Consider the following 23,403-nt stretch of genomic DNA (forward strand, 5'->3'; position numbering starts at 1 on the left):
CGATTCGGACCACGCCGCCCAGTCGGGCGCCGCTCCGGGCCGCGATGCCGAGCCCTCGTACGGGCCGAGTGCTCAGGCGCCGATGCCCGACGAGGAGATCGGCGACACCAGTTATCGGGCCGCGCTCTATGACCTCGGGGTCGCCATGTACAGCCGGGGTGAGGAAGACCAGGCGTGCGGGCTGTGGTCGCAGGCTGCTGCGGCAGGTCATGCCGGGGCCGCCTATGACCTCGGGGTTGTGCGGTTCCGGCGCGGGGATTTGGCGGATGCCGAGCGCTGGTGGCGGACGGCGGCGGATCGGCGTGAACCGCGCGCGATGGCGGGCTTGGCCGAACTGCTCGATCGCCAAGGCAATTACGCCGAGGCTCGGGTGTGGCGCGCGTGTGCGGACGAGGAACGCACCACGAATGCCGACCAGTCGGTTGGTTCTAACTGAGCGCTACTCACGGGCGTGCCGCAGCCGGTCCCGCGTCTCCATCAAGGCGAAGCCGAGGAGATTGAGCCCGGCCCACTTGGTCGGATCCTCGGCGCGCGGATCACTGGCCGCCAGCCCGATACCCCATATCCGGTCCACCGGACTGGCTTCCACCAGCACCTGGTCCCCCGTGCCGAGCAGGTAGTCGAGCAACGGTGGGTGCTGCCCGAACTTCGCGACGTTGCCGACGACCACGGTCTCGAATCGGTGCGTTGCCCACAGCTGCGTGTCGAAACCGCGGACCCGCCGCCCGATCGCCTTCGCCTCCTTGGGCGTCGCCGCCGCCAGCACCTGCTCGGCATTCTCGCTGTCGCCGAACACCATTGCCTTGCCCCACATCATGTAATGCTCGGCCGTCGCGAAATTCAGCCCGTCGACGGTGAACGGCGCCGGCCACCACTGACTCAAGCAGCTAGGCCCGATCCGCCCGCTCGACTCCGGCTGATGCCCCCAGAACCACAGATAGTCCACCTTCTCGCCGGCGGCTCGCGCGCGGACGAGCTCACCCACCGTGTGCAGGTTCATGATCAGAGTTTGCACTACACCCGGCGGTGCTGCCTGCAATTGTCAGTGCGCTCAGCCGGGTGGCCGGAAGGATCAGCCGATTGGCGGTGCGGGCAGGCAGAGCGCGGCGCCCTCGCCGAAGTCGAGCCAGTAGCCCGACGGTGTGGTGGTCAGGCGCAGCACAACGGCCGCGCAGTGCGCGCAGCGCGCGACCGTGCCGGGACAGTTCAGGTAAACCAGGGCACGGGCAAGGGGTTCGACGCTGCCGCAGGCACCACAGCGGCAGGCGCAGCCGGTGGGATCCGCGGCGAAGACCTCGGAAAGGGTTCCGGCCAAGGCGTTTCCGTCGACGTGGGGTGTGCTCACTGAGGGGTGCATGGCTACTTTCCGCTCGGTCCGAAGCGTTCGGTTCTGATGGCGGCCGGGTCGTGTCCCAGGGAAACCAGTGTGGCCGCAACGGATTCGACGAACCCGGTCGGTCCGCAGACGTAACAGGTGACGTTGCCTGCAGGTGGCAATCCGTTGGCGTCGAGCTCGGCCCGAGTGAGCCGGTGTGGCGGCCGCGGATTTCCGGGTGGCGCGGTGCGGGTGTAGGCGAGGAACAGGTCGAGCCCGCTTTTCTCGGTGAGTTCGTCGCGGTAGTACTGCTCCTCGGGACCGCGCAGCGAATAGATCACGCGCACAGGCACATCGGCGCCGGACCGGGCGCGGACCATCGACATGATCGGCACGATTCCGGAACCACCACCGACCAGCACGGCCGCCCCGCGCTCGGGCTGCCACACGAACCATCCGCCGACCGGCCCCCTGACCTCGATCAATGCCCCCACCGGGAACACGTCGACCAGGTACTCCGACACCTCACCGCCGGGCACCCGCTGCACGGTGATCTCGATCAGCTCCCCGTTGGCGGGCGCGGCGAGCGAGTAGCTGCGCTCGGCGCGGTAGCCGTCGGGCGCGGTCAGCCGGACATCGATGTGCTGCCCAGGCAGATGACCAGGCCAGCCCGCGACACGCAGCGACAGTGTCCGTGCGGTGGTCGTTTCGAACCACGCGGCGACGAGTTCGGCAGGCTGCCAGCGCATCTCAGTCGCCCTGGTATCGCTGTTCGCGCCAGGGGTCGCCGTAGTCGTGATAGCCCGCGGTCTCCCAGAACCCCGGCTCGTCGCGGTCGAGCAGGCGAATTCCGTTGACCCACTTGGCGGATTTCCAGAAGTACAGGTTCGGCACGAGCAGCCTGGCCGGGCCGCCGTGCTCCGGCGCGAGGTCGCGGCCGTCGAAACTGTGCACGATCCATGCCTTGCCGTCGAGCAGCGCGGTCAACGGCAGGTTCGTCGTGTAGCCGCCGTAGCAGTCGGCGACCGCGAACGCGGCCTGGGTGTCGATGTCGGCCAGCAGGGTGTCGAGGGACACGCCCTGCCAGTCGGTGTCGAGCTTGGTCCATCGGGTCACACAGTGGATGTCGACGCGGGGCCATTCCTGCGGAAGGGCGAGCAGTTCGCGCCAGCTCCAGCGGTGCTGGCTACCGGTCTCGGTGGTGAGGGTGAAGACCCAGGAGTTCAGGTCGATTCGGGGCGTCGGTCCGGCGGAGAGCACGGGGAAATCGTCGGTGCGGTATTGACCAGGCGGCAGGCGATCTCCGGTCGGTCGCGGCCGACCGTGGAAACCGGGCGAAAAGATGTTCATGCGAATCCATCCTTCCGATCGGGAAGCGTGCTCAGCATACCTTTCGTCCCGTTCGCGGCGGCGCCGAAAAATCGGTCGCGCGCCGTGGGTCGCGTGCACTACTTTGCCCGCGTGGGAACTTTATGGATGAACGGAGTGTGCGTGGTCGCCGCGTATTACCTGCGGCTGCGCGCGGAAGCCTGGACTCTGCCAGCGCACCGCAGCACTCCGGTGTCCCGACACTGCTGATCGGGTTCCACACCGGCGGTCGATAGCGGCCGTCGGGTTTTCTGTGCCCTGGCATGGGTCCGGGCGAATCACCTTCCCTGATTCGACCACTCCGTTCGGAGGACACCCATGTCCCGCAATCGTTCGCTGCCGCATGCCCACGTCAGCACCCGCAAGCGTCTGTCGCAGAACTTCCTCACCGACGCGGGCGCCGCTCGGCTCATCGTGCGCTCGTCCGGCGTCACCGCCGAGGAGCTCGTGCTCGAGATCGGGCCCGGCGACGGCATGCTGACCCGGCAGTTGCTCGCCGTGACCGGCCGGGTCCGCGCCTACGAGAAAGACGCCCATTACGCCGACCGGCTGCGCAGACGCTACGCAGGCGACAACCGAATCAAGCTGTTCCACAGCGACTTCCGTACGGTGCGCGCTCCGGAAGAGCCGTTCGCGGTGGTGGCCAACGTGCCCTTCGCCATCACCACCGATCTGGTGCGCTGGTGTCTGGCCGCGCGGCAGCTGACCTCGGCGACCCTGCTCACCCAACTGGAGTTCGCCCGCAAGCATTCCGGCGACTACGGCCGCTGGACGAAACTGACGGTCACCCATTGGCCCACCGTGGCAACGGAATTGGGGGCTCGGATCGGTCGTGGCAGTTTTCATCCCGTGCCGCGGGTGGACACGGCGATCCTGCGCCTGCACCGGCGGGCGCGCCCGCTACTGTCGAGCTCGGAACGCGCGGATTATCGCCGCGTGGTCGCGCTCGGCTTCGATGGTGTCGGCGGCTCGTTGGCGAACTCGCTGCGCACCCAGTTCCCCACCCGCGCGGTGCGCGGCGCGTGCGCCGCCGCGGGCATCGCCACCGATGAACCGGTCGGGTTCATCGACCCGGATCGCTGGCTGGTGCTCTTCCGGACCTTACGGGGATAACCCAGCCCGCTACACAAACGTATCGGATACATTTATGTATCTATCCGTGGAAGGACGCGATGTGACCAGCAATTTCGGTGACTACCAGCTCGAGATCTACCTCCAAGGCCTCGGCGGCGTGCTGCCCGACCTGCCGATGACCCATGCGGAATTGGCGACCAAGGCACAGGCCGCGCTGCCACCGGGAATCTGGTCGTATGTGGCGGGTGGCGCAGGCGACGAGCACACGCAGCGCTCGAATGTGACGGCGTTCGACAAGCTCGGGCTCGTCCCCCGGATGCTGCGGGCCTCGAAGACGCGCGACCTCTCGATCGAGCTCTTCGGCATGCGGCTGCCGTCGCCGATCTTCATGGCGCCGGTCGGGGTGGTCGGGCTCTGCGCGCAGGACGGGCACGGCGACATCGCGACCGCCAAGGCCGCGGCGCGCACCGGCGTCCCGATGATGGCCTCGACGCTGACCGTCGATCCGCTCGAGGACGTCGCCGCGCACTTCGGCGACACCCCTGGCATGTTCCAGCTCTACACACCGACCGACCGCGACCTGGCGCAGAGCCTGGTGCGCCGGGCCGAGACCGCAGGCTTCAAAGCCATTGTGGTGACGCTGGATACGTGGGTGCCCGGCTGGCGGCCACGCGATCTGAGCACGTCCAACTTCCCGCAGCTGCGCGGCCACTGCCTGGCGAACTACTTCAGCGATCCGGTGTTTCGCGGCATGCTCGCGAAGAGTCCGGAGGAGGATCCGAAGACCGCCATCCTGACCTGGGTCGCCCAGTTCGGCAACGCCCTCACCTGGGACGACCTGCCGTGGCTTCGCTCGCTCACCGATCTTCCCTTGGTGCTCAAGGGAATCTGTCACCCCGACGACGCGCGCCGGGCCAAGGATGCCGGCGTCGACGGCATCTACTGCTCGAATCATGGTGGCAGGCAGGCGAATGGCGGTATCGCGGCGATCGAGCACCTGCCCGAGGTAGTGGCCGCCGCGGACGGACTGCCGGTGCTGTTCGACTCCGGCATCCGCAACGGCTCGGACATCGTGAAGGCGCTTGCGCTCGGCGCGACCGCGGTCGGCATCGGCAGGCCGTATCCGTACGGCCTGGCGCTCGGCGGCGTCGACGGCATCGTGCACGTGCTGCGCACCCTGCTTGCCGAGGCGGACCTGCTGATGGCGGTCGACGGCTACCCGTCGATCGCCGACCTCACCCCGGAGTCGATCCGGCGTTCCAGCTGACTCCGACAGCCGGGCCCGGCCACACCCCGGCCCGGCTGAATCGACCCAGCCCCCGCCGCGTCGGCCCAACCCACGCCACTCGCGGAGTTGGTCGACTGATCACGGGGTACTGGTGCAGGCATCGGCCGAGAAGCCACCTGCACCATTACCCGCTCGGCACCAGCCGACTTCAGCTCGGCTGAATCAGCGTGCGCTTGAGGATCTTTCCGGTCGCGTTGCGCGGCAGCTCTTCCAGGAAGGTCACGTCGCGCGGCACCGAGAACCGGCTGAGCCGATGCCGGATGTAGTTGCAGACCATGTCGCGGTCCAGCCCGAATCCCTCCCTGGTCACCACGAACGCCGCGAGCCGCTGGCCGTACTCCTTGTCCGGCACCCCGACCACCGCCACCTCGCTGACCTGCGGCAGGTGCGACAGCGCCTCCTCGACCGGGCGCGGGAAGACGTTCTCACCGCCGGAGATGATCATCTCGTCGTCGCGACCCGCCACGAACAGCAACCCGTCGGCGTCGATGTAGCCGAGGTCGCCGGTGTCGAGCATGCCGCCCCATTCGGTGGGCGGCTTGGCGTCGGTGTAACCGTCGAAGAGCATGTGGTTGAGCACGAAGATGTGTCCGGTCACCCCGCGCGGCACGGGACGCAGATCCTTGTCCAGCACAGCGAGTTTGGTGCCAAGCGGCGGCCTGCCCGCGGTGGTCGGCGCGGCCCGCAGATCGGCGGGGTCGGCGATGGTGGCCCATGACACCTCGGTCGAGCCGTAAACGTTGTAGAGCACGTCGCCGAAGGTGTCCATGAACTTCAACACGATCGGACCGGCAAGGGGCGCACCGCAACTGGCGACCACCCGCAGACTGGAGGTGTCGTAGCGGTCCCTGATGTGCGCGGGCAGGTCGAGGATCCGGTTCACCATCACCGGCACCACGACCAGCGAGGTGACTCGATGCTCCTCGATCAAGCGTAGGCAGTCCTCGGCGTCGAACCGTTCCGGCAGCACGACACTCGCCCGGATCGGGGTGCTGATCTGCAAGGCCGCGAGACCCCAGGTATGGAACAGCGGCGCGGGGATGAGCATGGTCTCGTCCATCCGCAGCGGGATGCGCGACAGCAGCGCGGCGACGGTGCCGAAACCCTTGGGCTGCGGGCGTTGTGCGCTCTTTGGCGTGCCGCTGGTGCCGGAGGTGAGCACGATCAACCGTCCCGGTTGCGTGGGTCTGGAGAAGGTCGGCGCCTGCAGGGCGATCAGATCATCGACGGTGTAGCGCTCGAACTTGGTGCGCAGCCCGGTGGCGAAGCGGGGCACCGACACCGCCAGATACTTGGTCAGCGTATCGAATTCGTCGTCGAGAAACACCGCGGACAACCCGTGTCGATCGGCCACGTCCTCGATCTGCCTGGCCGAGAGCCCGGTATTCAGCAGCACGGTGTCCACGCCGAGTTTGCCGGTCGCAACCATGCATTCGACCATCGTCGCGCGATTGCGCGAGAGTAACCCGACTTTGTCGCGCGCGCCGATGCCGAGCATATTGAGCGCCGACGCGAGTTTATGCGTGCGATCGTGCATTTGTCCGAACGTGTAGGCCGCCGTGTTGTCCACGATGGCCAGCCGATTCGGCGAGTGTCCCGCGGCGGCCGCGTACCCGCCCGCCAGGGTGAACCCCCATCTGGCCAGGCCGCCGACCTGCTTGAGCGCGCGGTCGGGCCGGAAGGTGCGCACCACGCCGGTGGTCACCATCTGCTTCATCGTGCCGACCTGCTGCTTGGTCGCCGATTCCTCGCCGTTGATCAGCACCGACGTCTGGGCGCCGAGGATGGCGTCGACGATGCGATCCAGCCCGGCCATGGTCCAGGCGATCACGTCGGCGTTGTCCTGATCTTCGATCCACGGGTGGATCCGGCCGGGGCAGAAGTAGGTGACGGTGACCCGGGTCTGCTCTTGTTCGCCACGTAGTCGGATCGCGGCGAAGCTGCCGAGGCCGGGGCATTGCAGCTCGAAGGTCTCGAACTCCTTGCCGACGACAAGGCGCAGGGCGGGCACCGTCAGTTCGGTGCCCGCGTTCCTGGCACGAATGAGCAGTACAGGGTGTGTGTCCGAGGTTTCCGCGCGTTCACATGCGCCGATTCCCTGAAACATCCGGGTGTAGGTCTGCGGGTCCATGAAAAAGTCCCACAGCGCTTTGCGTGCGGCCGCGAACTCCGCATCTATTGTGATGACGTTCGTTACCAACTGCGTGCAATTCTTCATGGGCCGACCGAGCGGTATGCGTCGGCATGGTTACGTAGTTGTACCCACCGGTAACAATCAGGTCAAGGGGTTGACCGGTAGCCGAGCATTTGCCACAAAACTGGACGTACGCCCACTTTACTGTGCGTCGCCGCCACGGCGCAGCACTCTGCACAAAGTGCCGAAAAAGCTTCCTGCGCAGCCCCGTAGGCGGCCGTTGGACGAGAAGGCTAGGCGCACAGCCACGGTGGGCGGCGGAATCGGCGCACGGGAACAAGTTCGGCCCGTCGGCGCCGGTGAGTGATCTTGTGGCAAACTTCCAAGATCAACTGGTTGTCCAGAACATTGCACACGCCAGAAGAACTTTTGGCGGCGCGCCAGGAAACGGTGGCCGAATTCGGCTGCGCGCGAGGCCCGTCGTGAAGCCTGCAGAGCGCGCGCAGGGAGCGTACCTCTGATACGCGCAGGGCGCGCGCCGTGCGATACCACACCCGTAATAACCAGCGGGGCCACCAGCTAAACACTGGCGGCCCCGGCTGATTCGCCTCAGTCGTGTCGAATCATGAAGACAGCGGCGTGAAGTCGCGGCTGCCGATGTAACCAGGTCGTGGCTCAGGCGCCGCGAACGGTTCGACCAGAGTGTTCTCCACGCTGTTGAACACCAGGAAGATGTTCGAGCGCGGGAACGGGGTGATGTTGCTGGACGACCCGTGCATCAGGTTCGAATCGAACAGCAGCGCCGACCCGGCCCGCCCGGTGAACTGGCTGATGCCATAGCGATTCGCCAACGATGTGATATCGGCCTCGGTCGGCACGCCGATCTCCTGCTCCTGCAACGATTCCCGGTAATGCTCGGCGGGCGTGCTGCCCAGGCACGGCACGAACGTCCGATGCGAGCCGGGCATCACCATCAGGCTGCCGTTGATCGGATAGTTGTCGGTCAGCGCGATCGACAGGCTCACGGCGCGCGGCGTAGGCATGCCGTCCTCGGCGTGCCAGGTCTCGAAATCCGAGTGCCAGTAGAAACCCGAACCACGGAAGCCCGGCATGTAATTCACCCGGCTCTGATGGAGGTAGACGTCGGAGCCGAGCAACTGCCTGGCCATCCCGGCAACCCGTGACTCACGCGCGAGTTCCGCGATCGCCGCGCTGAGCCGGTGCACCTCGAAGATCGAGCGCACCTGGTTCGACGCTTTCTCCACGATCACCCGATCGTCGTCACGCAACGCGGGATCCCCGGCGAGACGGCCGATCTCGGCGCTGAAATCGGCCACCTCGTCGGCGGTGAGGAGTTCGTCGACGCTGGCGAACCCATCGGCGTCGAAGTTGGCCAGCGCCGGGTTCTCGACCTTGCCCCACACGGTCGGGTGCGTGCGCTCGATATGGTCCGACGGCGCATCCAGCCGCGTCGGATAGCGATCGATGCGATCGGTGACCGGCAGAGTGTCGCTGTGCTGCAAGACCATTGCCGACTATCCCCCGATCGTCGCGGCGACCAGCGGGTACGCCCCTGTGCTGTCGTGGACCTCCTGCCCGGTGACCGGGGGGTTGAACACGCACATCATCCGCATCCGGGTGCGTGCCGTCAGTCGGTGCCGTTCGTTCTCGTCGAGCAGGTACATCGACCCGGGCGCGAGCTCATAGGTGACGTTGTTGTCGAGGTCGACGAGCGAGCCTTCGCCCTCGATCAACCACACCGCCTCCACGTGATAGCGGTAGTGGAATTCGTGCTCGGTGCCCGCGTCGATGGTGGTCTCGTGGAAGGAGAAGCCGACGCCGTCGCCGCCGAGGATGATGCGCTTGCTGCGCCAACCCTCGCCTGCCACATCGCGATCCGTGCCGGTGATCCCCTCGGTGGTGCGCACGATCATGCGATCGCCCCCATGCCCTGGCAGACGGTGTCGACGGCGGTGCCGAGGATGTGCAGGCCGTGGTCGAGTTCCTGATCGGTGATCGTCAACGCGGGCAACAACTTCACCACCTCGTCGGTGGAACCCGAAGTCTCCACCAGCAATCCGCGCTCGAACGCGACCTGGCAGACCTTGCTCGCCTGCGAGGCGTCGTCGAACACCACGCCGTGCACGAGGCCGCGCCCGCGCGTCGAGAGGCCGGGCACGCTGTCGGCCAGCTCGGTCAGCGTCCGCGCGATCCGCTCGCCCTTGGACAGCGTCGCGGCCTGCAGCGCGCCGTCGGACCAGTAGTGCCGCAACGCCACCGACGCGGTGACGAAGGCCGGGTTGTTGCCGCGGAAGGTGCCGTTGTGCTCACCCGGCGCCCACTGATCGAGCTCGGACTTGAACAGCACCAGCGCCATCGGCAGGCCGTAGCCGCCGATCGACTTCGACAGCGTGACGATATCGGGGGTGATGCCCGCGATCTCGAAGGAGAAGAACGGCCCGGTCCGGCCGCAGCCCATCTGCACGTCGTCGACGATCAGCAGGATCTCGCGCGCCGCGCACAGCCCGGCCAGGTGCCGAAGCCATTCCGCGCGTGCGACATTGACGCCGCCTTCGCCCTGCACCGTCTCGACGATCACCGCGGCGGGACGATCGAAGCCCGACGAGGTGTCGTCGAGCACCTTCTCCATCCACTGGAAATCGGCGGTGGTGCCGTCGAAGTAGCCGTCGTAGGGCATGTGCGCCGCGTGCACCAGCGGGACGCCGGCGCCTGCGCGCTTGGCGGCGTTACCGGTGACCGAGAGCGCGCCGAGGGTCATGCCGTGAAAAGCGTTGGTGAAGCTGACGATGGTCTCGCGACCGGTGATCTTACGGGCCAGCTTGAGCGCGGCCTCGACCGCGTTGGCGCCGGTCGGCCCGGGGAACTGGACCTTGTAATCCAGCCCACGCGGCGCGAACACGGTGTCGCGCAGGGATTCCAGCAGCTCACGCTTCGCCGAGGTGGACATGTCGAGGCCGTGCGTGATGCCGTCGCCCGCGATGTAGTCGAGCAGCGGCTGCTTGAGCACGTCGTTGTTGTGGCCGTAGTTCAACGCGCCAGCACCCGCGAAGAAGTCGAGGTAGTCCTTGCCGTCCTCGTCGCGCAGCCAGCTGCCCTTCGCCTTGGTGAAGACGGTGGGCCAGGCGCGGCAATAACCACGGACGTTGGATTCCAGGCTTTCGAAAATGCTGGTGTCGGCGTTGATCATCGGTGTTCCTCCTGCGTTGTGCGAGCGTTCGGTGCGATGAGATAGAGATCTTCGGGCGCGTGGCTGTCCGGGAAGACGCCTGCGGCGAAGAAGGGACGCTTGGTGATTCGGGCGTTGCGGCGGCGGGCCACCGAGGTGAACAGCGCGATGGACGCGGCGTTGTCCGGCGAGATCGTCGTCTCCAGCTTCGAGACGCCCTGGGCGGCAACGTTGTTCAGCAAGGTATGCAACAGATGCGCGCCGGTGCCCCTGCCCTGCTGGCGCGGATGCACCGCGACCTGCCACACGAACAGCGTGTCCGGCGCCTCCGGGCGGATGAAGCCGATCACGTAGCCGACGATGCGGCCGTTGCGTTCGGCGACCACCGAGGTGCGGGCGAAGTCTCGGCTCCACATCAGGTAGGCGTAGCTCGAATTGGTGTCGAGCACGGTGGAGTTCTTCGCGATCCGCCACATCTGGGCGCCGTCGGCGACGCGGGGCGCGCGCAGGATGACGGTAGGTGCGGACGGGGTGCGGGAGGTGGGTGGTCCCAGCGCGGCCGCGGCCTGTTCGACACGGAGACGCTCGAGTTCCGCGGTGTTCAACTTCTGCTCCGCGGGCTGCGCTCTGTGCTTCGCGGTGTTCAACGTTGGCAGTGACATACAACTCCCTGGTCGGGTACTGCAGTACTTATCCAGGCTTACGAACCAACTTTGAGGTGGCCCGGTCGACTTCATTACGGTTGTATTACGGCTCGATTTCGCCGACGGCCGGTAGCGTTACCTGAAACCGGGCGCCGCCACCCGGCCGCTCGGTGCATTCGACCTGGCCACCGTGCTTTATGACGGTCTCGGCGACCAGCGCGAGCCCGATGCCGGTCCCGGTCGCCGAGCGACGTCCGTTACGCGCAGTCGCGAAACGTTCGAAGATGCGCACCCGGTCCGCGACCGGCACGCCAGGCCCCGCGTCGTCGATCACGATCACCGCGTCGTCCCCCCGACTGCCCGCGGTGACCCCGACGACGCCGCCGCCGTGCAACTCGGCGTTCTGCAGCAGGTTGGCCACCGCACGCTCCAGCTCGAGCTTGCGGCCGAGCACGATCACGTCCTCGGCGACGGTCAGCACGTCCGAGGGATACCTGCGCTCGGCCAGCGTGTGGATCAACAGATCGCGCACCGACAGCGGTTCCTGGTCGCCGCGATGCATGCCCGCCTCGACCCGCGCCAGGGCGAGCAGGTCGTCCAGCAGCCGTCGCAGATGGTCCACCTCCGCGGTCACCAGCGCGAGCGCACGTTGCGAACGCTCCGGCAGGTCCGCCCGATGCCGATTGAGCACCTCGACACTGGCCATGAACGTGGTCAGCGGGGTGCGCAACTCATGGCTGACATCACCGAACAACCGGTGTTCGCGCTCGATGCGTTGCTGCAGCGAGGCGACCATGGTGTTGAACGACTCGACCGTGCCCGCCAGATCCTGATCCCTGGTGGCGGGCAGGCGTTGATCGAGGTCGCCGGAGGCGATCCTGGCGGCCGTCACCGCAAGCTGATGCAGCGGGGTGAGCACCCGCCTGCTCGCCCACCAGCCGACGGCCGCGCCGATCCCGGTGACCACCACGGCCGAGCCGATCAGCACATTGCGCAGCAGATCCAGGTTGTCCTGCAGCAGCAGATCGTTGTGGCCGACCTCGGCGCGTTGCAGGTAGCTGCGGCTGATGGCGAACACCGACACCACGAGCACCATCGACATGAGGGCGGCGATCGCCGTGAACATGGCGGTCACCCTGCCGCGCAGGCTCCAGTGTTGCGGGGCCTCCCGTAGTCGACAGCCCCAGCCGGCGAACCGGCTCGAGTCTCGTTGGGGCGGTGGTGGCTTGATATCGGACCAGCGCTCAGCGCTGGACATCGAGGCGATAGCCGAGCCCACGCACCGTGACGACGAGTTGCGGGTCGGACGGGTCCCGTTCGATCTTGGTGCGCAGCCTGCGCATGTGCACGTCGACGATCCGCTCGTCACCGAAAAAGCCTTGGTCCCAGACACGTTCGAGCAGCACCGTGCGGCTGAGCACCCGGCCAGGCGACTCGGCCAGCTCACACAGCAGCCGGAATTCGGTGAGCGTCAACCGGATCTGTTCGTCGCCGCGGCGGACCACGCCACTGTCCTGCGCGAGGATCAACGGCGTGTGCGGATCGGCGTCTAGCACCACCTCCTGCGGTGCGTCCCGCTCGGCGGTGAGCCGGGCGCGGCGGCGCACGGCACGCATCCGCGCGGTGATCTCCTTGATCTCGAACGGCTTGGTCACGAAGTCGTCGGCACCCGCCTCCAGCGCAGCCACCACGTCATGGGTGTCGTCGCGGGCGCTGACCACGATGATCGGCACGTCGTGCTCACGCCGGATCTCGCGAATGCAGTCGAAGCCGTCCATGCCGCCGAGCATCAGATCCACGATCATCACATCGGGCACACCATTGCTCCGCACATGGGTGAGTGCGTCCTCGGCCTCCTCCGCCTCGGCGACGTCATAGCCCTCGTCCTCCATGGCGAGCCGCAGCGCGCCGCGGACCCGGTCGTCGTCCTCAACGATCATCAGGTTCGCGCTCACGCCTGCACCTCGCTGACGCTCGGCTCCGGCGTGACCGCGATGGCGGCTGTGTCGTCGGCTCGCTCGCAAAGCTCGCTCACGGCCTCCACCTCGCTGACGCTCGGCTCCGACGTAACCGCGATTCCGGCTGTGTTGTCGGTTCGCTCGCAGAGCTCGCTCAAGTCACCCATCCTTTGCAGACACGCAGCACGCGTCCGTACGGAGAATCGCATCCCCATACCGACGCGACATTCCGCTGTTCGAGCACCTTGCCGACCTACCAGGTACCCGAACAGACCGTTCGGTAAACGCCACCCGGACGCTTGATCAATAGTCGAAGCGGCTGATACCGATCGCCGTCGGCGCGGCGATCGAGCCGAGCACGGTGACGCCGACACCGGGTCGCGCGAACGCAGCACTTCCTGCGTCTCGGCCGAAATCGCCTCGCCACGAATCGTGATCAGCGTCTGGCTGGTTACCCTTCCACCCTGTCCGCACGAGCGGCGTTACGCAACCGTTACGTGATACCCGACACATTCCGGTCGTGAGGTGTTCACCTCATTCCATACGGAAGCCCTGTGACCGAAGACTCGGGTCACAGGGCTCAGCGGCTCGGACGATGCGGTGGCTCGGGGTCAGCGCTCCTCGCGATTCGGGCGTTCCAGACGGTTGAAGTTGCTCGGCGACCCGTCCGGTAACTGGTCCAGGTAGCGCAGTTGCAGGCGCCGTGCGTCGAAGGTGGCAAACCATTCGTCCCAATCGACCGGCCGCAGCACCGCGCCGCCATAACCGGGAAAATCGAAGCGCAGCACGCCGAGTCGCCCGTTGTACTCGCTGCCCGGGGTGGTGGCCGGGCGCGCGCCGCGCTGCTCCGCCCACTCCCGGATGGTGTCGTGGTTCCTGGTGACGCGGGTGTGCTCCGCGTTCCCGTTGTAGGTGTGCTTGTGGTTCCCGTTGCGCTGGTTCCCGTTGCGCGAGTGGTCACCCCCCTCGGGCATGCGCGCCTCCTGCGGGTATTTCGGCGACCTGGGGCTGCCCGGTCCGGCGTACGGATTCCGGGTGCCTAGTCGGCGGTCGTTCATGACGAGCTCCTGAGCCATCGGCATCGTTTTCCGGCCTTCCTTTCACGTACCCGGCGTCAACTTCGCACAAACCGCCAGTCCGTCACATATCCTGCGGAATCCCCCCACCCACCCCGAAACCGCTGACCAACAGTCGATGTGAAGCAAGTCACCCCGCAAAAAACCGGCAACCAATGTCCACCCCGATTGGCAGGCGCAGCGGTCCAGCTCGGCACAGGCCAGCCATACCCGGAATTCAGCCGGGCACACGCGGAATCCAGCCGGGCACGGCCAGGCAGACCGGGGTCAGGCTTGGCAGGGGCCCGGCTCGGCAAGCGTGGGATCCGTCTCGGCGCACGCCGGACCCAACCAACCAAACGCGGAATCCGGCCAGACACACACGGAATCCAGCCGGCCGCGGCCGGGCAGCCGCAGGGTCAGGCTGCGCGGGTCCGGCCCAGCACACGCCGGACCCGACCCAGCCGCACGCGAAATCCAGCCAGGCACAGGCGGAATCCACGCGGGCACGGCCGGGCAGGCGCGGGGTGCGGCCCAGCACACGCCCCACCCGGCCAGCCCTACCCGGAATCCCGTAGGCACACGGAATCCACCAGCCAGGCACAGGCGGAATCCAGCCGGCCACGGCCGCGCAGACGCGGGGGTCGACTCGGCAGGGGTGAGGTCCGGGCGGGCACGCACGGAGTGCAGGTGGACGGGCGCAGGACGGAGTCCAGGTGGGCAGGCGCAAGGTGGATTGATTCGACGTGAGCTGGGTGGGTACCGCAGGATCGAGGAGGAATACAGATGACAAGTCCAGTGCTCCCCGAACCGAGCCCGGTGCCGCCGACGCCCAATCCGGATCCGGTGCCGCCGAACCCGAATCCCGACCCCGTACCGCCTAACCCGAACCCGGTGCCACCGAACCCGAATCCTGAACCGGTGCCGCCGAATCCGATTCCGCCGGTCCCCGGTCCGGACCCCGCGCCCGCTCCGCCGCAACCGGGACCAACGCCTCCCCCGATCCCGGAGCCTCGACCGAATCCCGACCCGGGTCGGCCACTGCCACCGGTCCCCGAGCCAGGCGGACCATTCCCGCCGACAGATCCAGTACCGCCGCCGACGGATCCTTCACCACCGAATCTTGTTTGAGGTCAGCACAATTCGGCCGGGCACACGACGCGCCCGCCCCTCTCCTGCGCAACCCCAACGGCCGCATTCGCCGAGCAACGGTCTACTCGCGGAGAACGGCACATCGACCTGTGCGGATCCGCACAGGTTCCGTCGATCCGCACCGGTTCGGGGTGTACAGAACCGGTGCGGATCCACAGAAAGGATGCGGATCCACAGAAAGGATGCGGATCCACAGAAAGGATGCGGATTTCGATGCCGAACCTGGCCCCGACTGCGGGCAGCCCCTGCCGACGCGCCCCGCAATCCCGGTATGTGGGATTGGCGGATGGTTGCGTGCCGAGTGGGAACTGGTGGCGGGAGCTTCTCGGCCGATGCCGCCACCAGTTCCCAGTGATCAATTGACCAACTCCAGAAGCGGCGCGGATCCGCGCGGGTTCTGTGGATCCGTACCGGATCCGGGCGTGCACAACGGATGGTTTCGTGCCGAGGGGGCACTGGTGGCGGGAGCTTCTCGGGCGATGCCGCCACCAGAGCCCCGTGATCAGTTGACCAACTCCGGAAGCGATATGTGTGCGCGGAGGGTGCGGGATTCGGGGGTTCGCGATCAGGTGAGGGCGGCTTGGTACGTCAATCGCGTAATGCTTGCTCGCGCAACTGGTTCAAGGTGTTCGACAGGATCCGCGAGACGTGCATTTGGGAGACGCCGAGCACTTCGGCGATCTGGGTCTGTGTCTTCGACTCGAAGAACCGCAGGATCAGCACCTGGCGTTCGCGGGCGGGCAGCTCTTCGATCAGGGGGCGAACAGCGAGGTAGTCCTCGACCAGATGGTAGGAGTGTTCTTCCGCCCCAAGGCTTTCCAGCAGCGGCAGCGGCGCGTTCTCGATATCGTCGCCTGCCACCGCGTCGAGGGACGAGGACTGGTAGGCATTGCCTGCGATCAACGCCTGGGTGACCTCGACGAGATCGACCTCGAGTTCCTCGGCGATCTCGCTGGCCCGCGGCATCCGGCCGAGCCGCTGCGACAGCCGCTCAACAGTGGCGCCGATGCTGAGCTGAATCTCCTTGGTGCGACGCGGCACTCGCACCGACCAGGTGTTGTCGCGGAAGTGCCTGCGCACCTCCCCCATGATGGTCGGCACCGCGAACGACAGGAACGACGAACCCCTGGTGACATCGAACCTGTCCGCGGCCTGCACCAGCCCGAGCCGAGCGACCTGCAACAGATCATCGAAATTCTCTCCACGCCCGGAGAACTTGCGCGCGATGTGTTCGGCGAGCGGCAGACATCGCCCGATCAACTCCTCCCGCATCGTTTCCCGACGCGGATCCCCCTCGGCCAGTGCGGCAATCTTCTCGAACAGTGGCTCGATATTGTCGTAGCTGTCTCCGCGTGATCTCGATTCACGCGCCATCGGCGCCACCCCGGACCCAGCTGAAATCGATAATCGTCGGATACCCGGAAACCACGCCGTCGAAGGGCGCCTGCGCGGCGGCGATCGAATGCGTCAGTGTGCGCACGATATGCCAACCGAATCCGGCCTGACCCACCACGGTGTCGGAGGTGGCCACTGCGGCGACGTGCACAAACATGTGGTTCGTGTCGTAGGTGAATTCGCAATCCAGATTCGAACCAGGCACCGCGTCGAGGATCAACGAGGTGGCGACTTCGTCGAGCGCGAGACGAATATCGGTGACCTCATCGATCGCGAAATCGGCAATGAGCGCGACAGTCTCCGCGAGGGCGCGCAGCATCGTCAGCTGTTCCAGCCTAGCGGGGATTCGGACACCGATTGTCGTTGTTTCCGTAGAGGATTGGGAAGTCCATTCCCCCATGCCCATCACCACCTTGTTCTCCGCAGCCGCCCCGGCGCGCTCGGCGTCGTCCGAGTTTGTTCGGGCCGCCCGATGCCCATTCACCGCAGCAGGCCGGAACAGGACTACCGCGACGCTCCTACCCGTCGTACCCGCCGCAGCAGTCCTGAAACCGTTGGTGAAATATCAGCCGACGTCGACTCGTTGATGGGCGGTCAGCAGCAGATGGTCGAATCGGGTGCGCAGCGCGACGGTCGAATCGGTCAGTGACGCGAAATCGGCGACCAAACGCGAAGCGAGCGTGCGCAGTTTGATGTTGGTCTCCTGCGAACGCCAGCTCAACACCTTGAACGCCTGTTCGGCGCTGACGCCGTAGACCAGCATCACCGCGCCCTTGGCCTGTTCGATCACCGCGCGTGAGGCCCACAGTTCGGGCAGCGCGTCGTCGAGCGCCTCCTGACGGTGCACCTCGAGGGTGTCGGTGACGTCGATGTAGTAGCCGGAGGTGCCTGCGACCCGGCCCGCGTCGTCGTGCAGGTGATCGGCGACCACGATGACGTGGTGGACGCCGCCTGCGGTGTCGATGATCCGGTGCCTGCTGGAGAAGGGCTCGGCGTCATCGATGGACTTGGCCAACGCGTTGGCCACCTGTGCGCGATCGTCGGGGTGCTTGTGCCGCAACAGCAGCTCGGTGGTCGGGGTGACCGTGCCAGGCTCGTAGCCGTGCATCATGGCCACCTCGTCCGACCATTCCCAGCGTTGGTCGGCGAACCAGAAACGAAAATTACCGACACTCTGCGGTGTCCCTAATCCGATCACCCGATCCAACGCGAGAGAATCCTCGGGCTGGATCGGCCCCATTTCAGTCACAGCGCAAGTATCCGTCGTACACCCGCGCCACGCGACCAGATCGGGACACGCCACGCCGGAATCGCCGCAGCTCCTGGGTCGGATTCGGGTCACGCGTCCAAGGCGGCTCGCATCGACGAGTAGCGGGAGAACAACGGCCGAACGCCCGCCACTTCGAGTGCTCGTTCGATCTCGCGGCGCTCGGCGACGAGGCGGACATCAATACCGTCGCAGGCGGCCCGATGTTTCATCGAACCCAGCATCGCGGCGGCCCGGATACTGAGGAATCTGGCCGCCCGCAAATCGACGACGACGGCGCGGCAGTCCGAGCGGAGCGCACCCTCCATCGTCGAGAAGAATTGGGGATAGGCCACCGCATCCAATTCGCCTTCGACGCGGACCACCGCGCATTCGTGCTGCCGGTCCACGCGTTGCGCCCAGGACCGGGTTGCGCGCGGCGCTGGTCCAGAGCCGTTGCGTTGCACGCCGTCGGCGTACTCGTGCAGTGCGGAGCTGACGGACATACTGAGCCTCCCGAGCAAGGGGGGATGTCCGGCCCGACACGAAAGGTCAACCGGCGGAATGGGGGTGGCGACCGTCGCAGCAGTGCGGATCGGTTGTTGCTACGGTCCCATCGGCGGGTTGTGGCAGGTGGTACGCCAGCGTCGAACCGGGGTCGGCTGTAGTCTCAACCTTCTTACAGTCTTGCACGGCTCGCCGCCGATGTCACAGACTGGCCGGATGCGGGCGTCAGCGCGTGGCATTGATCGCCGCCGCGGCGGCGGCCATGGTTTGAGCGCGGTAGCTCGCACCATACAAGACCACGTGAACCAGCAAGTGGTGCAGTTGATGCAGTGGGATGCGGGCGCGCCAACCATCGGCGAGTGGGTGAATCTCGTTGTAGGCGGCTCGGATTCGATCCAGATGCGGGGCGCCGAACAACGCGAGCATGGCCAGGTCGGTTTCGCGGTGGCCGCCGTGAGCGGCGGGATCGATGAGCATGGCGCGTTCAGCGGTCCAGCGGATGTTGCCGGACCAGAGATCGCCGTGGATTCGCGCGGGCGGTTCTGGCGGGCCCGCCAGGGTGTCGATGCGCTCGATTACCTGCTCCAGCAAGGCGATTCCGTCGCGCCCGAGGCCGGCCGCGGCGCGAGGTAGGTAGGGCGCGAGGCGATGTTCGGCGTACCAGCGGGGCCATGGACCGGTGGAGCGGGCGTTGTCCAGTGGCAGTTCGGCGATCCAGCCGGGCCATGGCGCGCCGAATTCGTCGGGCGAATGCGCGTGCAGCGCGGCGAGCTCGCGGCCGAAACGTTCGGCGGCGGCCGGGGTCGGATCGATGGCGGCCAGCCATGGCAGCACGATCATCCGGTCGTCCGCAGCCAGTACCTCGGGGACGAGGTCGGAGCGGCCGAGCCAGCGCAGGCCTGCGGCTTCGGCGGCGAAGACCGCGGTCGGCTCGGCGGACACCTTCGCGAACAGTGCGCGTCCATCGGCCATGGTGATGCGGTGCATGGTCCAGGCGTGCGAAACGCCGAGGTCAGCGGTGGCGCGAACCTCGGCGCCGAGCACCGTGGCGACGTGGTCGGCGAGGCTCATCGGGCGGTGAGGAGCTTCATGGTGTCCTCGTCGGCGGGGAAGAACGATTCGATGGCGAGTTCGGCGACCGTCACGTTCATCGGTGTGCCGAATACCGTGGTCACGCTGATGAAAGACAGTTCGTTGCCGTCGCGGAGCAATCGAAGCGGGACGACCGTCTGATCCGGCTCCGGCAACGTCAGCTCGGTGGCACCGCCTGGGTAGGAACGTAATTCGTCGCGCAGCTCGATCAGCTCTGCCGCACCGGTGACCTCGATCTGGCGCGAAAGCCTGGCAAGGATGTGGGCGCGCCATTCCGCGAGATTGGCGATGCTGCCTGCCATGCCGTCGGGATGCAGGCTCAGCCGCAGCGCGTTCACCGGCGGGGCCAGCAGCGCGGGATCGATGCCGGTGAGCAGTTGCGCGACACCGGCGTTGGCGTCGACCATGGTCCAGCTCTGGTCGATGGCCAGGGCCGGATACGGCTCATGACCGACCAGGATCTGCCGCATCGCGCGGCGCACCGCGTCCATCGCGGGAGTATCGAGCGACGGTTCCGCATAGACGGGGGCGTAGCCCGCGGCGAGCAACAGCCGATTGCGTTCGCGCAGTGGGATTTCCAGATGTTCGCTCAGGTGAACGAGCATCGTCCGGCTCGGCGTTGCGCGACCGGTCTCGATGAAACTGAGATGACGCGCCGACGTCTCGGCCCGCCCCGCCAATTCCAGCTGGCTGAGCCTGCGCTCCAGCCGCCAGTGTCGCAGCAGGTCGCCGGCTGTCTGAGTGCTCACTCCCCGATCCTACGAACTGGCCGCGATCAGGACGATTACCTGGCAGGTAATGGTGGCGAACCGGTCAGCGGACGGTGACGACGCGACTGTGCCAGCCGGTGGCGCCGTCGGGGAACGGCGGGGTGCGGCGATCGGTTTGGGTGTTGCCGTCGCGGTCGGTGGCGCGGACGCGGAGGGTATGCAGGCCGGGCGCCGCGGTCCAGAGCCAGCGCCATTGGCGCCAAGTGTCGGTGGAGTATTCGTCGGCCAGTGTCGCCTGCTGCCACGGTTCGTTGTCGACCTGGACTTCGACGCCGTCGATGCCGCGCTGTTGAGCCCACGCGACACCGGCGACGGTGACGACGCCTGCCGGGACGGTGGCGAAGGACGCGGGCACATCGATGCGCGATGCCGTCTTGACGGGTGCTTGTGCAGCCCAGCCACGTTCGGTCCAGTACGCCTCGGCGCGGTCGAATCGAGTGAGCTCGAGATCGATGACCCACTTGGTGGCGGACACATAGCCGTACAGGCCGGGAACGATCAGCCGGGCGGGATATCCGTGGGCGATCGGCAACGGTTCGCCGTTCATGCCGACCGCCAGCAGTGCGTCCCGACCATCGGTGACCGCGGAAACCGGTGTGCTCGCTGTGAACCCGTCGATACTGCGCGACAGCAGCATGTCGGCCTCGGGTCGCACCCCTGCCTCCGCGAGCAGCTCCTCCAGTGGATACCCGGTCCACACCGCGGTGCCCGCCAGCTCGCCCCCGACCTCGTTGGACACACACGTCATAGTGATCACCCGCTCGACTGCAGTCCGCTGGCGCAGCGCAGCAAAGTCCAATTCCATTGGGCGCTCGACCATCCCGTGGATCCGCAGTCGCCACTCCGCACTCGGCAACGCGGGCAGCTGCAACGCCGTGTCGACCCGGTAGAACCGCTCGTTCGGCGTCACGAACTCCGTAACCCCCGGAACCCCCACCCGGACACCGGATCCCGCCACCGGAGCGGCCGCAGTCGGCCGCGGCACCAGGAACCGCGCCCGATCAGCCACGACATCCCGCAACCGAGCACCGACCCACTGCCCCGCGACAGCCGCCCCGACCACAACAGCCCCCACCCCAGCAGCCAGCGCAAGGAATCGCCGCCGCGAAGGTACGACCTCCCCGCCGGTATCGGTGGTCGATCCACTGTGCAACACCGATTCACCACGTGGCGCCCGTGCGGCGGCCGGCGCGGCGACACTCAACTCAGCGTTGTTCAGCTCAGCGGTCCCCGGCGCAGCGCTCCCCGGCTGAGCGTTCCCCGGCACGTTGGTCACGAGGAGCAGCAGAACGACGATACCGGCCACCACTCCGACCAGGGTCGGGAGCGCGAACCATGGTGTGGCCGTTGGTCGTTGCAATGCTGCCCACACTACTACGCCGCCGAGTAGGACGAGGAGTCCGCTGCCTGCTCGTGGCCTGCGGCGGGCGAATATGCCGAGCAGCATTGCGAAGACGATCATCACCGCCGCCATCGACACGAACAGGGCCAGTTTGTCGTTGGTCCCGAACTGCCGAATCGCCGCATCCTTCAGCGCATGTGGCGTGTGGTCAACCACCGCGGCGCCGATCGCATAGAACGGCGACGCCGCCGGATCGATCAGGGCGGCAACCACATGGCCGATGCCGAGCACGCTCAGCGCCGCCAGCAGTCCGGCTATGGCTGCGGCAGCAGTGCTCCACAGCCTCGAATACCTGTCGGAGGCATGACTTTTCACCATCGCTTGCTCATTTCAAAGGTCGGCGGCTGCCCGACCGCGACGATGGCGGGTCAGGCGAGATTCACGCTGGCGATCGGCGGCGTGGTCGGCTGTCGTGATCCGGCAGCGGGTTCCACGGTGACGGCCAGGGTGTCGATCAGGTCGAAGTAGGTCACCAGGACGGGACCGGAGGACGGCAGCGTCGTCAGCACGCCGGCAGAGTGGGCCGTCCCGCCGAGCGGTACCAGCCACAGCTGATACGAGCTGCCCGGACTCGGTCCAGGGACGGACTCGAAGGCGGCAGTGGCAGCACTGATTCGTCTCGACGTGTGGATCGTGAGGGTGCCGCCGCCCTCGACCGGCACCGTCCGCACCACGACATCCGGCTGCGCGAGCACCAGTTGCGCGGTCAGCGCGGGCGGACCGTCCTCGGTGCGCTGCGCGAGCACACCAACGGCCGACCCGATGGCCACCAGTACTGCGACGGCCGCCGCGAGCCAGCGCAGTCGCCGACTGCCGAAACCACCAGCCCGGTGCGGCTTCTCGGGCGAATCGTCGAGGGCACGCAAGAGCGCGCTCTCCAACGTGGGCGGCGGTGCGACCGCGTCGAGCACCGTGAGCGCGGCCAATGCTTCGCGCACGCTCGACACGATGCCGGTGAACGCGGTGGCGATGACCGGGTCCGCGTCGCGGAGTCGCTGCTCGATGCGGCGGCGCTCGAGTTCGGCGATCGCGTCCATCGCATACGGGTAGGCCAGCTCGAGCAGGTCCGTACCGGGCCGCTCGCGCTCAGTCATGGCCCACCACAGGCTCATTCATCGCTATCACTTCCTGTCAGGCAGGTCGCCAGCCGCTTGAGTCCATCGCGGATACGGCTTTTGACGGTGGGTAGTGGGACCTCGAGTTGGTCGGCGACCTCGGTGTAGGTCCGGCCGCTGTAGTAGGCGAGCGCGACGGCCTCGCGCTGGATCGCGGTCAACGTCTCCAAGCAGTCGAGCACCGACTGCTCGTCGAAGCGTTGCCCGACCTCTTCGGCGACGACATCATGGTCGCGGCCCAAATGCGCATGGCCGTAGACGATGTCGCGGCTGGCCGCGGACTGCTCGCGGCGGACGCGATCCACGGCCCGCCGGTGGGTCAGCATCATCAGCCACCCCATCGGACTGGACAGTTTGCGGTCGTAGTCCGCCGCGATCGACCACGCCTGCAGATACACCTCCTGGGTGATCTCCTCGGCCGCGGCGTGACTGCGCAAGATCCGCAGCGCAAGGCCGAAGACCCGATGGCTTGTCGCACGGTAGAACTCGGTGAAGGCGTCGCGGTCCCCGGATCCCACCGCGTCGAGGAGTTCGACGAGCCGCTTGGTCTGCGCGACCTCCTCCGGCCGCTCGCGCGGCGGACACGATGGCCCGCCGGCGCCGGTGTGGCGCAGGCGGATCGCGGCGAGCTTCGGCTCATGCGTCATGGTCACCTCCGCCACCACCGGCACGGGCGAACGAGGACTGGATCTGCGACAGTG

The 23,403-nt window shown here is 67.0% G+C and carries 24 protein-coding genes and 1 pseudogene; 3 read left to right on the forward strand and 22 right to left on the reverse strand.

The window, feature by feature from the left end; all coding sequences use genetic code 11:
* Positions 1–436: pseudogene (locus NA11_RS16470) on the forward strand (tetratricopeptide repeat protein); the annotation flags it as partial.
* 3 nt (positions 437–439) lie between these two features.
* On the opposite strand, the gene ybiA reads toward NA11_RS16470, so the two are convergent.
* From ybiA to NA11_RS16490, 4 genes are all read right to left on the reverse strand, one after another.
* Positions 440–1,000: a riboflavin biosynthesis intermediates N-glycosidase gene (gene ybiA, locus NA11_RS16475; RefSeq protein ID WP_069162785.1), complete on the reverse strand. Its 561-nt coding sequence runs from the start codon at positions 998–1,000 to the stop codon at positions 440–442.
* A gap of 72 nt (positions 1,001–1,072) precedes the next feature.
* A complete protein-coding gene (locus tag NA11_RS16480; protein WP_069162825.1) occupies positions 1,073–1,345 on the reverse strand; it encodes a DUF6510 family protein in 273 nt (90 codons plus the stop codon).
* A gap of 14 nt (positions 1,346–1,359) precedes the next feature.
* Positions 1,360–2,064 carry a ferredoxin reductase gene (locus NA11_RS16485; protein ID WP_069162786.1) on the reverse strand — a complete coding sequence of 235 codons (705 nt, stop codon included), beginning with the start codon at positions 2,062–2,064 and terminating at the stop codon, positions 1,360–1,362.
* 1 nt (position 2,065) lies between these two features.
* Positions 2,066–2,665, reverse strand: coding sequence for a sulfite oxidase-like oxidoreductase (locus NA11_RS16490; RefSeq protein WP_069162787.1), 600 nt, complete (start codon positions 2,663–2,665; stop codon positions 2,066–2,068).
* Positions 2,666–3,001: 336 nt separating this feature from the next.
* Here NA11_RS16490 and erm point away from each other — a divergent pair, with 336 nt between their 5' ends.
* Together erm and NA11_RS16500 are read left to right on the forward strand one after the other, a co-directional pair.
* Entirely contained in the window at positions 3,002–3,796 is a 795-nt protein-coding gene (gene erm, locus NA11_RS16495; RefSeq protein ID WP_069162788.1) for a 23S ribosomal RNA methyltransferase Erm, read from the forward strand.
* A gap of 61 nt (positions 3,797–3,857) precedes the next feature.
* Positions 3,858–5,024 carry a lactate 2-monooxygenase gene (locus NA11_RS16500; protein ID WP_245745907.1) on the forward strand — a complete coding sequence of 389 codons (1,167 nt, stop codon included), beginning with the start codon at positions 3,858–3,860 and terminating at the stop codon, positions 5,022–5,024.
* Between the two features lie 169 nt (positions 5,025–5,193).
* Here NA11_RS16500 and NA11_RS16505 read toward each other — a convergent pair whose 3' ends face one another.
* The 18 genes from NA11_RS16505 to sigK form a co-directional block, all read right to left on the reverse strand.
* Positions 5,194–7,245 carry an AMP-binding protein gene (locus tag NA11_RS16505; RefSeq protein WP_069162826.1) on the reverse strand — a complete coding sequence of 684 codons (2,052 nt, stop codon included), beginning with the start codon at positions 7,243–7,245 and terminating at the stop codon, positions 5,194–5,196.
* A gap of 557 nt (positions 7,246–7,802) precedes the next feature.
* Positions 7,803–8,708 carry an ectoine hydroxylase gene (thpD, locus tag NA11_RS16510; protein WP_069162790.1) on the reverse strand — a complete coding sequence of 302 codons (906 nt, stop codon included), beginning with the start codon at positions 8,706–8,708 and terminating at the stop codon, positions 7,803–7,805.
* 6 nt (positions 8,709–8,714) lie between these two features.
* Complete coding sequence (locus NA11_RS16515; protein ID WP_069162791.1) at positions 8,715–9,113, reverse strand: ectoine synthase; 399 nt, start codon at positions 9,111–9,113, stop codon at positions 8,715–8,717.
* Entirely contained in the window at positions 9,110–10,387 is a 1,278-nt protein-coding gene (gene ectB, locus NA11_RS16520) for a diaminobutyrate--2-oxoglutarate transaminase (protein ID WP_069162792.1), read from the reverse strand. Before ectB ends, NA11_RS16515 begins: the two co-directional genes overlap by 4 nt.
* Entirely contained in the window at positions 10,384–11,028 is a 645-nt protein-coding gene (gene ectA, locus NA11_RS16525) for a diaminobutyrate acetyltransferase (protein WP_084654674.1), read from the reverse strand. The genes ectB and ectA overlap by 4 nt, the downstream gene beginning before the upstream one ends.
* 85 nt (positions 11,029–11,113) lie before the next feature.
* Positions 11,114–12,136 (reverse strand): HAMP domain-containing sensor histidine kinase, encoded by a 1,023-nt coding sequence (locus tag NA11_RS16530; RefSeq protein WP_245745909.1) that lies wholly within the window; start codon positions 12,134–12,136, stop codon positions 11,114–11,116.
* 118 nt (positions 12,137–12,254) lie between these two features.
* Positions 12,255–12,965 carry a response regulator transcription factor gene (locus NA11_RS16535; protein WP_069162794.1) on the reverse strand — a complete coding sequence of 237 codons (711 nt, stop codon included), beginning with the start codon at positions 12,963–12,965 and terminating at the stop codon, positions 12,255–12,257.
* Positions 12,962–13,126, reverse strand: a complete 165-nt coding sequence (locus NA11_RS45655; RefSeq protein ID WP_167837652.1) for a hypothetical protein — start codon at positions 13,124–13,126, stop codon at positions 12,962–12,964. Before NA11_RS45655 ends, NA11_RS16535 begins: the two co-directional genes overlap by 4 nt.
* 453 nt (positions 13,127–13,579) lie before the next feature.
* Positions 13,580–13,942, reverse strand: coding sequence for a hypothetical protein (locus NA11_RS43880; protein WP_245745910.1), 363 nt, complete (start codon positions 13,940–13,942; stop codon positions 13,580–13,582).
* Between the two features lie 1,821 nt (positions 13,943–15,763).
* The gene (locus NA11_RS16555) at positions 15,764–16,549 is read right to left on the reverse strand and encodes an RNA polymerase sigma factor SigF (RefSeq protein WP_069162829.1); all 786 of its coding nucleotides are present in this window, start codon (positions 16,547–16,549) and stop codon (positions 15,764–15,766) included.
* Positions 16,539–17,054, reverse strand: coding sequence for an ATP-binding protein (locus NA11_RS16560; protein ID WP_245745911.1), 516 nt, complete (start codon positions 17,052–17,054; stop codon positions 16,539–16,541). Before NA11_RS16560 ends, NA11_RS16555 begins: the two co-directional genes overlap by 11 nt.
* A gap of 81 nt (positions 17,055–17,135) precedes the next feature.
* The gene (locus NA11_RS16565) at positions 17,136–17,810 is read right to left on the reverse strand and encodes a PAS and ANTAR domain-containing protein (RefSeq protein WP_069162798.1); all 675 of its coding nucleotides are present in this window, start codon (positions 17,808–17,810) and stop codon (positions 17,136–17,138) included.
* Between the two features lie 98 nt (positions 17,811–17,908).
* Positions 17,909–18,322 carry an STAS domain-containing protein gene (locus NA11_RS16570; RefSeq protein ID WP_069162799.1) on the reverse strand — a complete coding sequence of 138 codons (414 nt, stop codon included), beginning with the start codon at positions 18,320–18,322 and terminating at the stop codon, positions 17,909–17,911.
* Positions 18,323–18,548: 226 nt separating this feature from the next.
* The gene (locus tag NA11_RS16575) at positions 18,549–19,394 is read right to left on the reverse strand and encodes a fructosamine kinase family protein (protein WP_084654677.1); all 846 of its coding nucleotides are present in this window, start codon (positions 19,392–19,394) and stop codon (positions 18,549–18,551) included.
* Complete coding sequence (locus NA11_RS16580) at positions 19,391–20,164, reverse strand: helix-turn-helix domain-containing protein (protein ID WP_069162800.1); 774 nt, start codon at positions 20,162–20,164, stop codon at positions 19,391–19,393. The genes NA11_RS16575 and NA11_RS16580 overlap by 4 nt, the downstream gene beginning before the upstream one ends.
* A 64-nt stretch (positions 20,165–20,228) precedes the next feature.
* On the reverse strand, positions 20,229–21,905 hold the full coding sequence (locus NA11_RS16585; RefSeq protein ID WP_069162801.1) for a molybdopterin-dependent oxidoreductase: 1,677 nt from the start codon (positions 21,903–21,905) through the stop codon (positions 20,229–20,231).
* A gap of 50 nt (positions 21,906–21,955) precedes the next feature.
* Positions 21,956–22,681: an anti-sigma factor gene (locus NA11_RS16590; protein ID WP_069162831.1), complete on the reverse strand. Its 726-nt coding sequence runs from the start codon at positions 22,679–22,681 to the stop codon at positions 21,956–21,958.
* A 14-nt stretch (positions 22,682–22,695) separates the two neighbouring features.
* The gene (gene sigK, locus NA11_RS16595; protein WP_069162832.1) at positions 22,696–23,349 is read right to left on the reverse strand and encodes an ECF RNA polymerase sigma factor SigK; all 654 of its coding nucleotides are present in this window, start codon (positions 23,347–23,349) and stop codon (positions 22,696–22,698) included.
* Between the last annotated feature and the right edge of the window lie 54 nt (positions 23,350–23,403).

The sequence above is a fragment of the Nocardia altamirensis NBRC 108246 genome, assembly GCF_001612685.1.
Taxonomy (GTDB): domain Bacteria; phylum Actinomycetota; class Actinomycetes; order Mycobacteriales; family Mycobacteriaceae; genus Nocardia; species Nocardia altamirensis.

Coding starts and splice junctions, on each gene's coding strand:
- ybiA (WP_069162785.1), bottom strand. CDS start 1,000: ATGAACCTGCACACGGTGGGTGAGCTCGTCCGCGCGCGAGCCGCCGGC.
- NA11_RS16485 (WP_069162786.1), bottom strand. CDS start 2,064: ATGCGCTGGCAGCCTGCCGAACTCGTCGCCGCGTGGTTCGAAACGACC.
- NA11_RS16490 (WP_069162787.1), bottom strand. CDS start 2,665: ATGAACATCTTTTCGCCCGGTTTCCACGGTCGGCCGCGACCGACCGGA.
- erm (WP_069162788.1), top strand. CDS start 3,002: ATGTCCCGCAATCGTTCGCTGCCGCATGCCCACGTCAGCACCCGCAAG.
- thpD (WP_069162790.1), bottom strand. CDS start 8,708: ATGGTCTTGCAGCACAGCGACACTCTGCCGGTCACCGATCGCATCGAT.
- NA11_RS16515 (WP_069162791.1), bottom strand. CDS start 9,113: ATGATCGTGCGCACCACCGAGGGGATCACCGGCACGGATCGCGATGTG.
- ectB (WP_069162792.1), bottom strand. CDS start 10,387: ATGATCAACGCCGACACCAGCATTTTCGAAAGCCTGGAATCCAACGTC.
- ectA (WP_084654674.1), bottom strand. CDS start 11,028: ATGTCACTGCCAACGTTGAACACCGCGAAGCACAGAGCGCAGCCCGCG.
- NA11_RS16530 (WP_245745909.1), bottom strand. CDS start 12,136: ATGTTCACGGCGATCGCCGCCCTCATGTCGATGGTGCTCGTGGTGTCG.
- NA11_RS43880 (WP_245745910.1), bottom strand. CDS start 13,942: ATGCCCGAGGGGGGTGACCACTCGCGCAACGGGAACCAGCGCAACGGG.
- NA11_RS16555 (WP_069162829.1), bottom strand. CDS start 16,549: ATGGCGCGTGAATCGAGATCACGCGGAGACAGCTACGACAATATCGAG.
- NA11_RS16565 (WP_069162798.1), bottom strand. CDS start 17,810: ATGGGGCCGATCCAGCCCGAGGATTCTCTCGCGTTGGATCGGGTGATC.
- NA11_RS16570 (WP_069162799.1), bottom strand. CDS start 18,322: ATGTCCGTCAGCTCCGCACTGCACGAGTACGCCGACGGCGTGCAACGC.
- NA11_RS16575 (WP_084654677.1), bottom strand. CDS start 19,394: ATGAGCCTCGCCGACCACGTCGCCACGGTGCTCGGCGCCGAGGTTCGC.
- NA11_RS16585 (WP_069162801.1), bottom strand. CDS start 21,905: ATGGTGAAAAGTCATGCCTCCGACAGGTATTCGAGGCTGTGGAGCACT.
- NA11_RS16590 (WP_069162831.1), bottom strand. CDS start 22,681: ATGACTGAGCGCGAGCGGCCCGGTACGGACCTGCTCGAGCTGGCCTAC.
- sigK (WP_069162832.1), bottom strand. CDS start 23,349: ATGACGCATGAGCCGAAGCTCGCCGCGATCCGCCTGCGCCACACCGGC.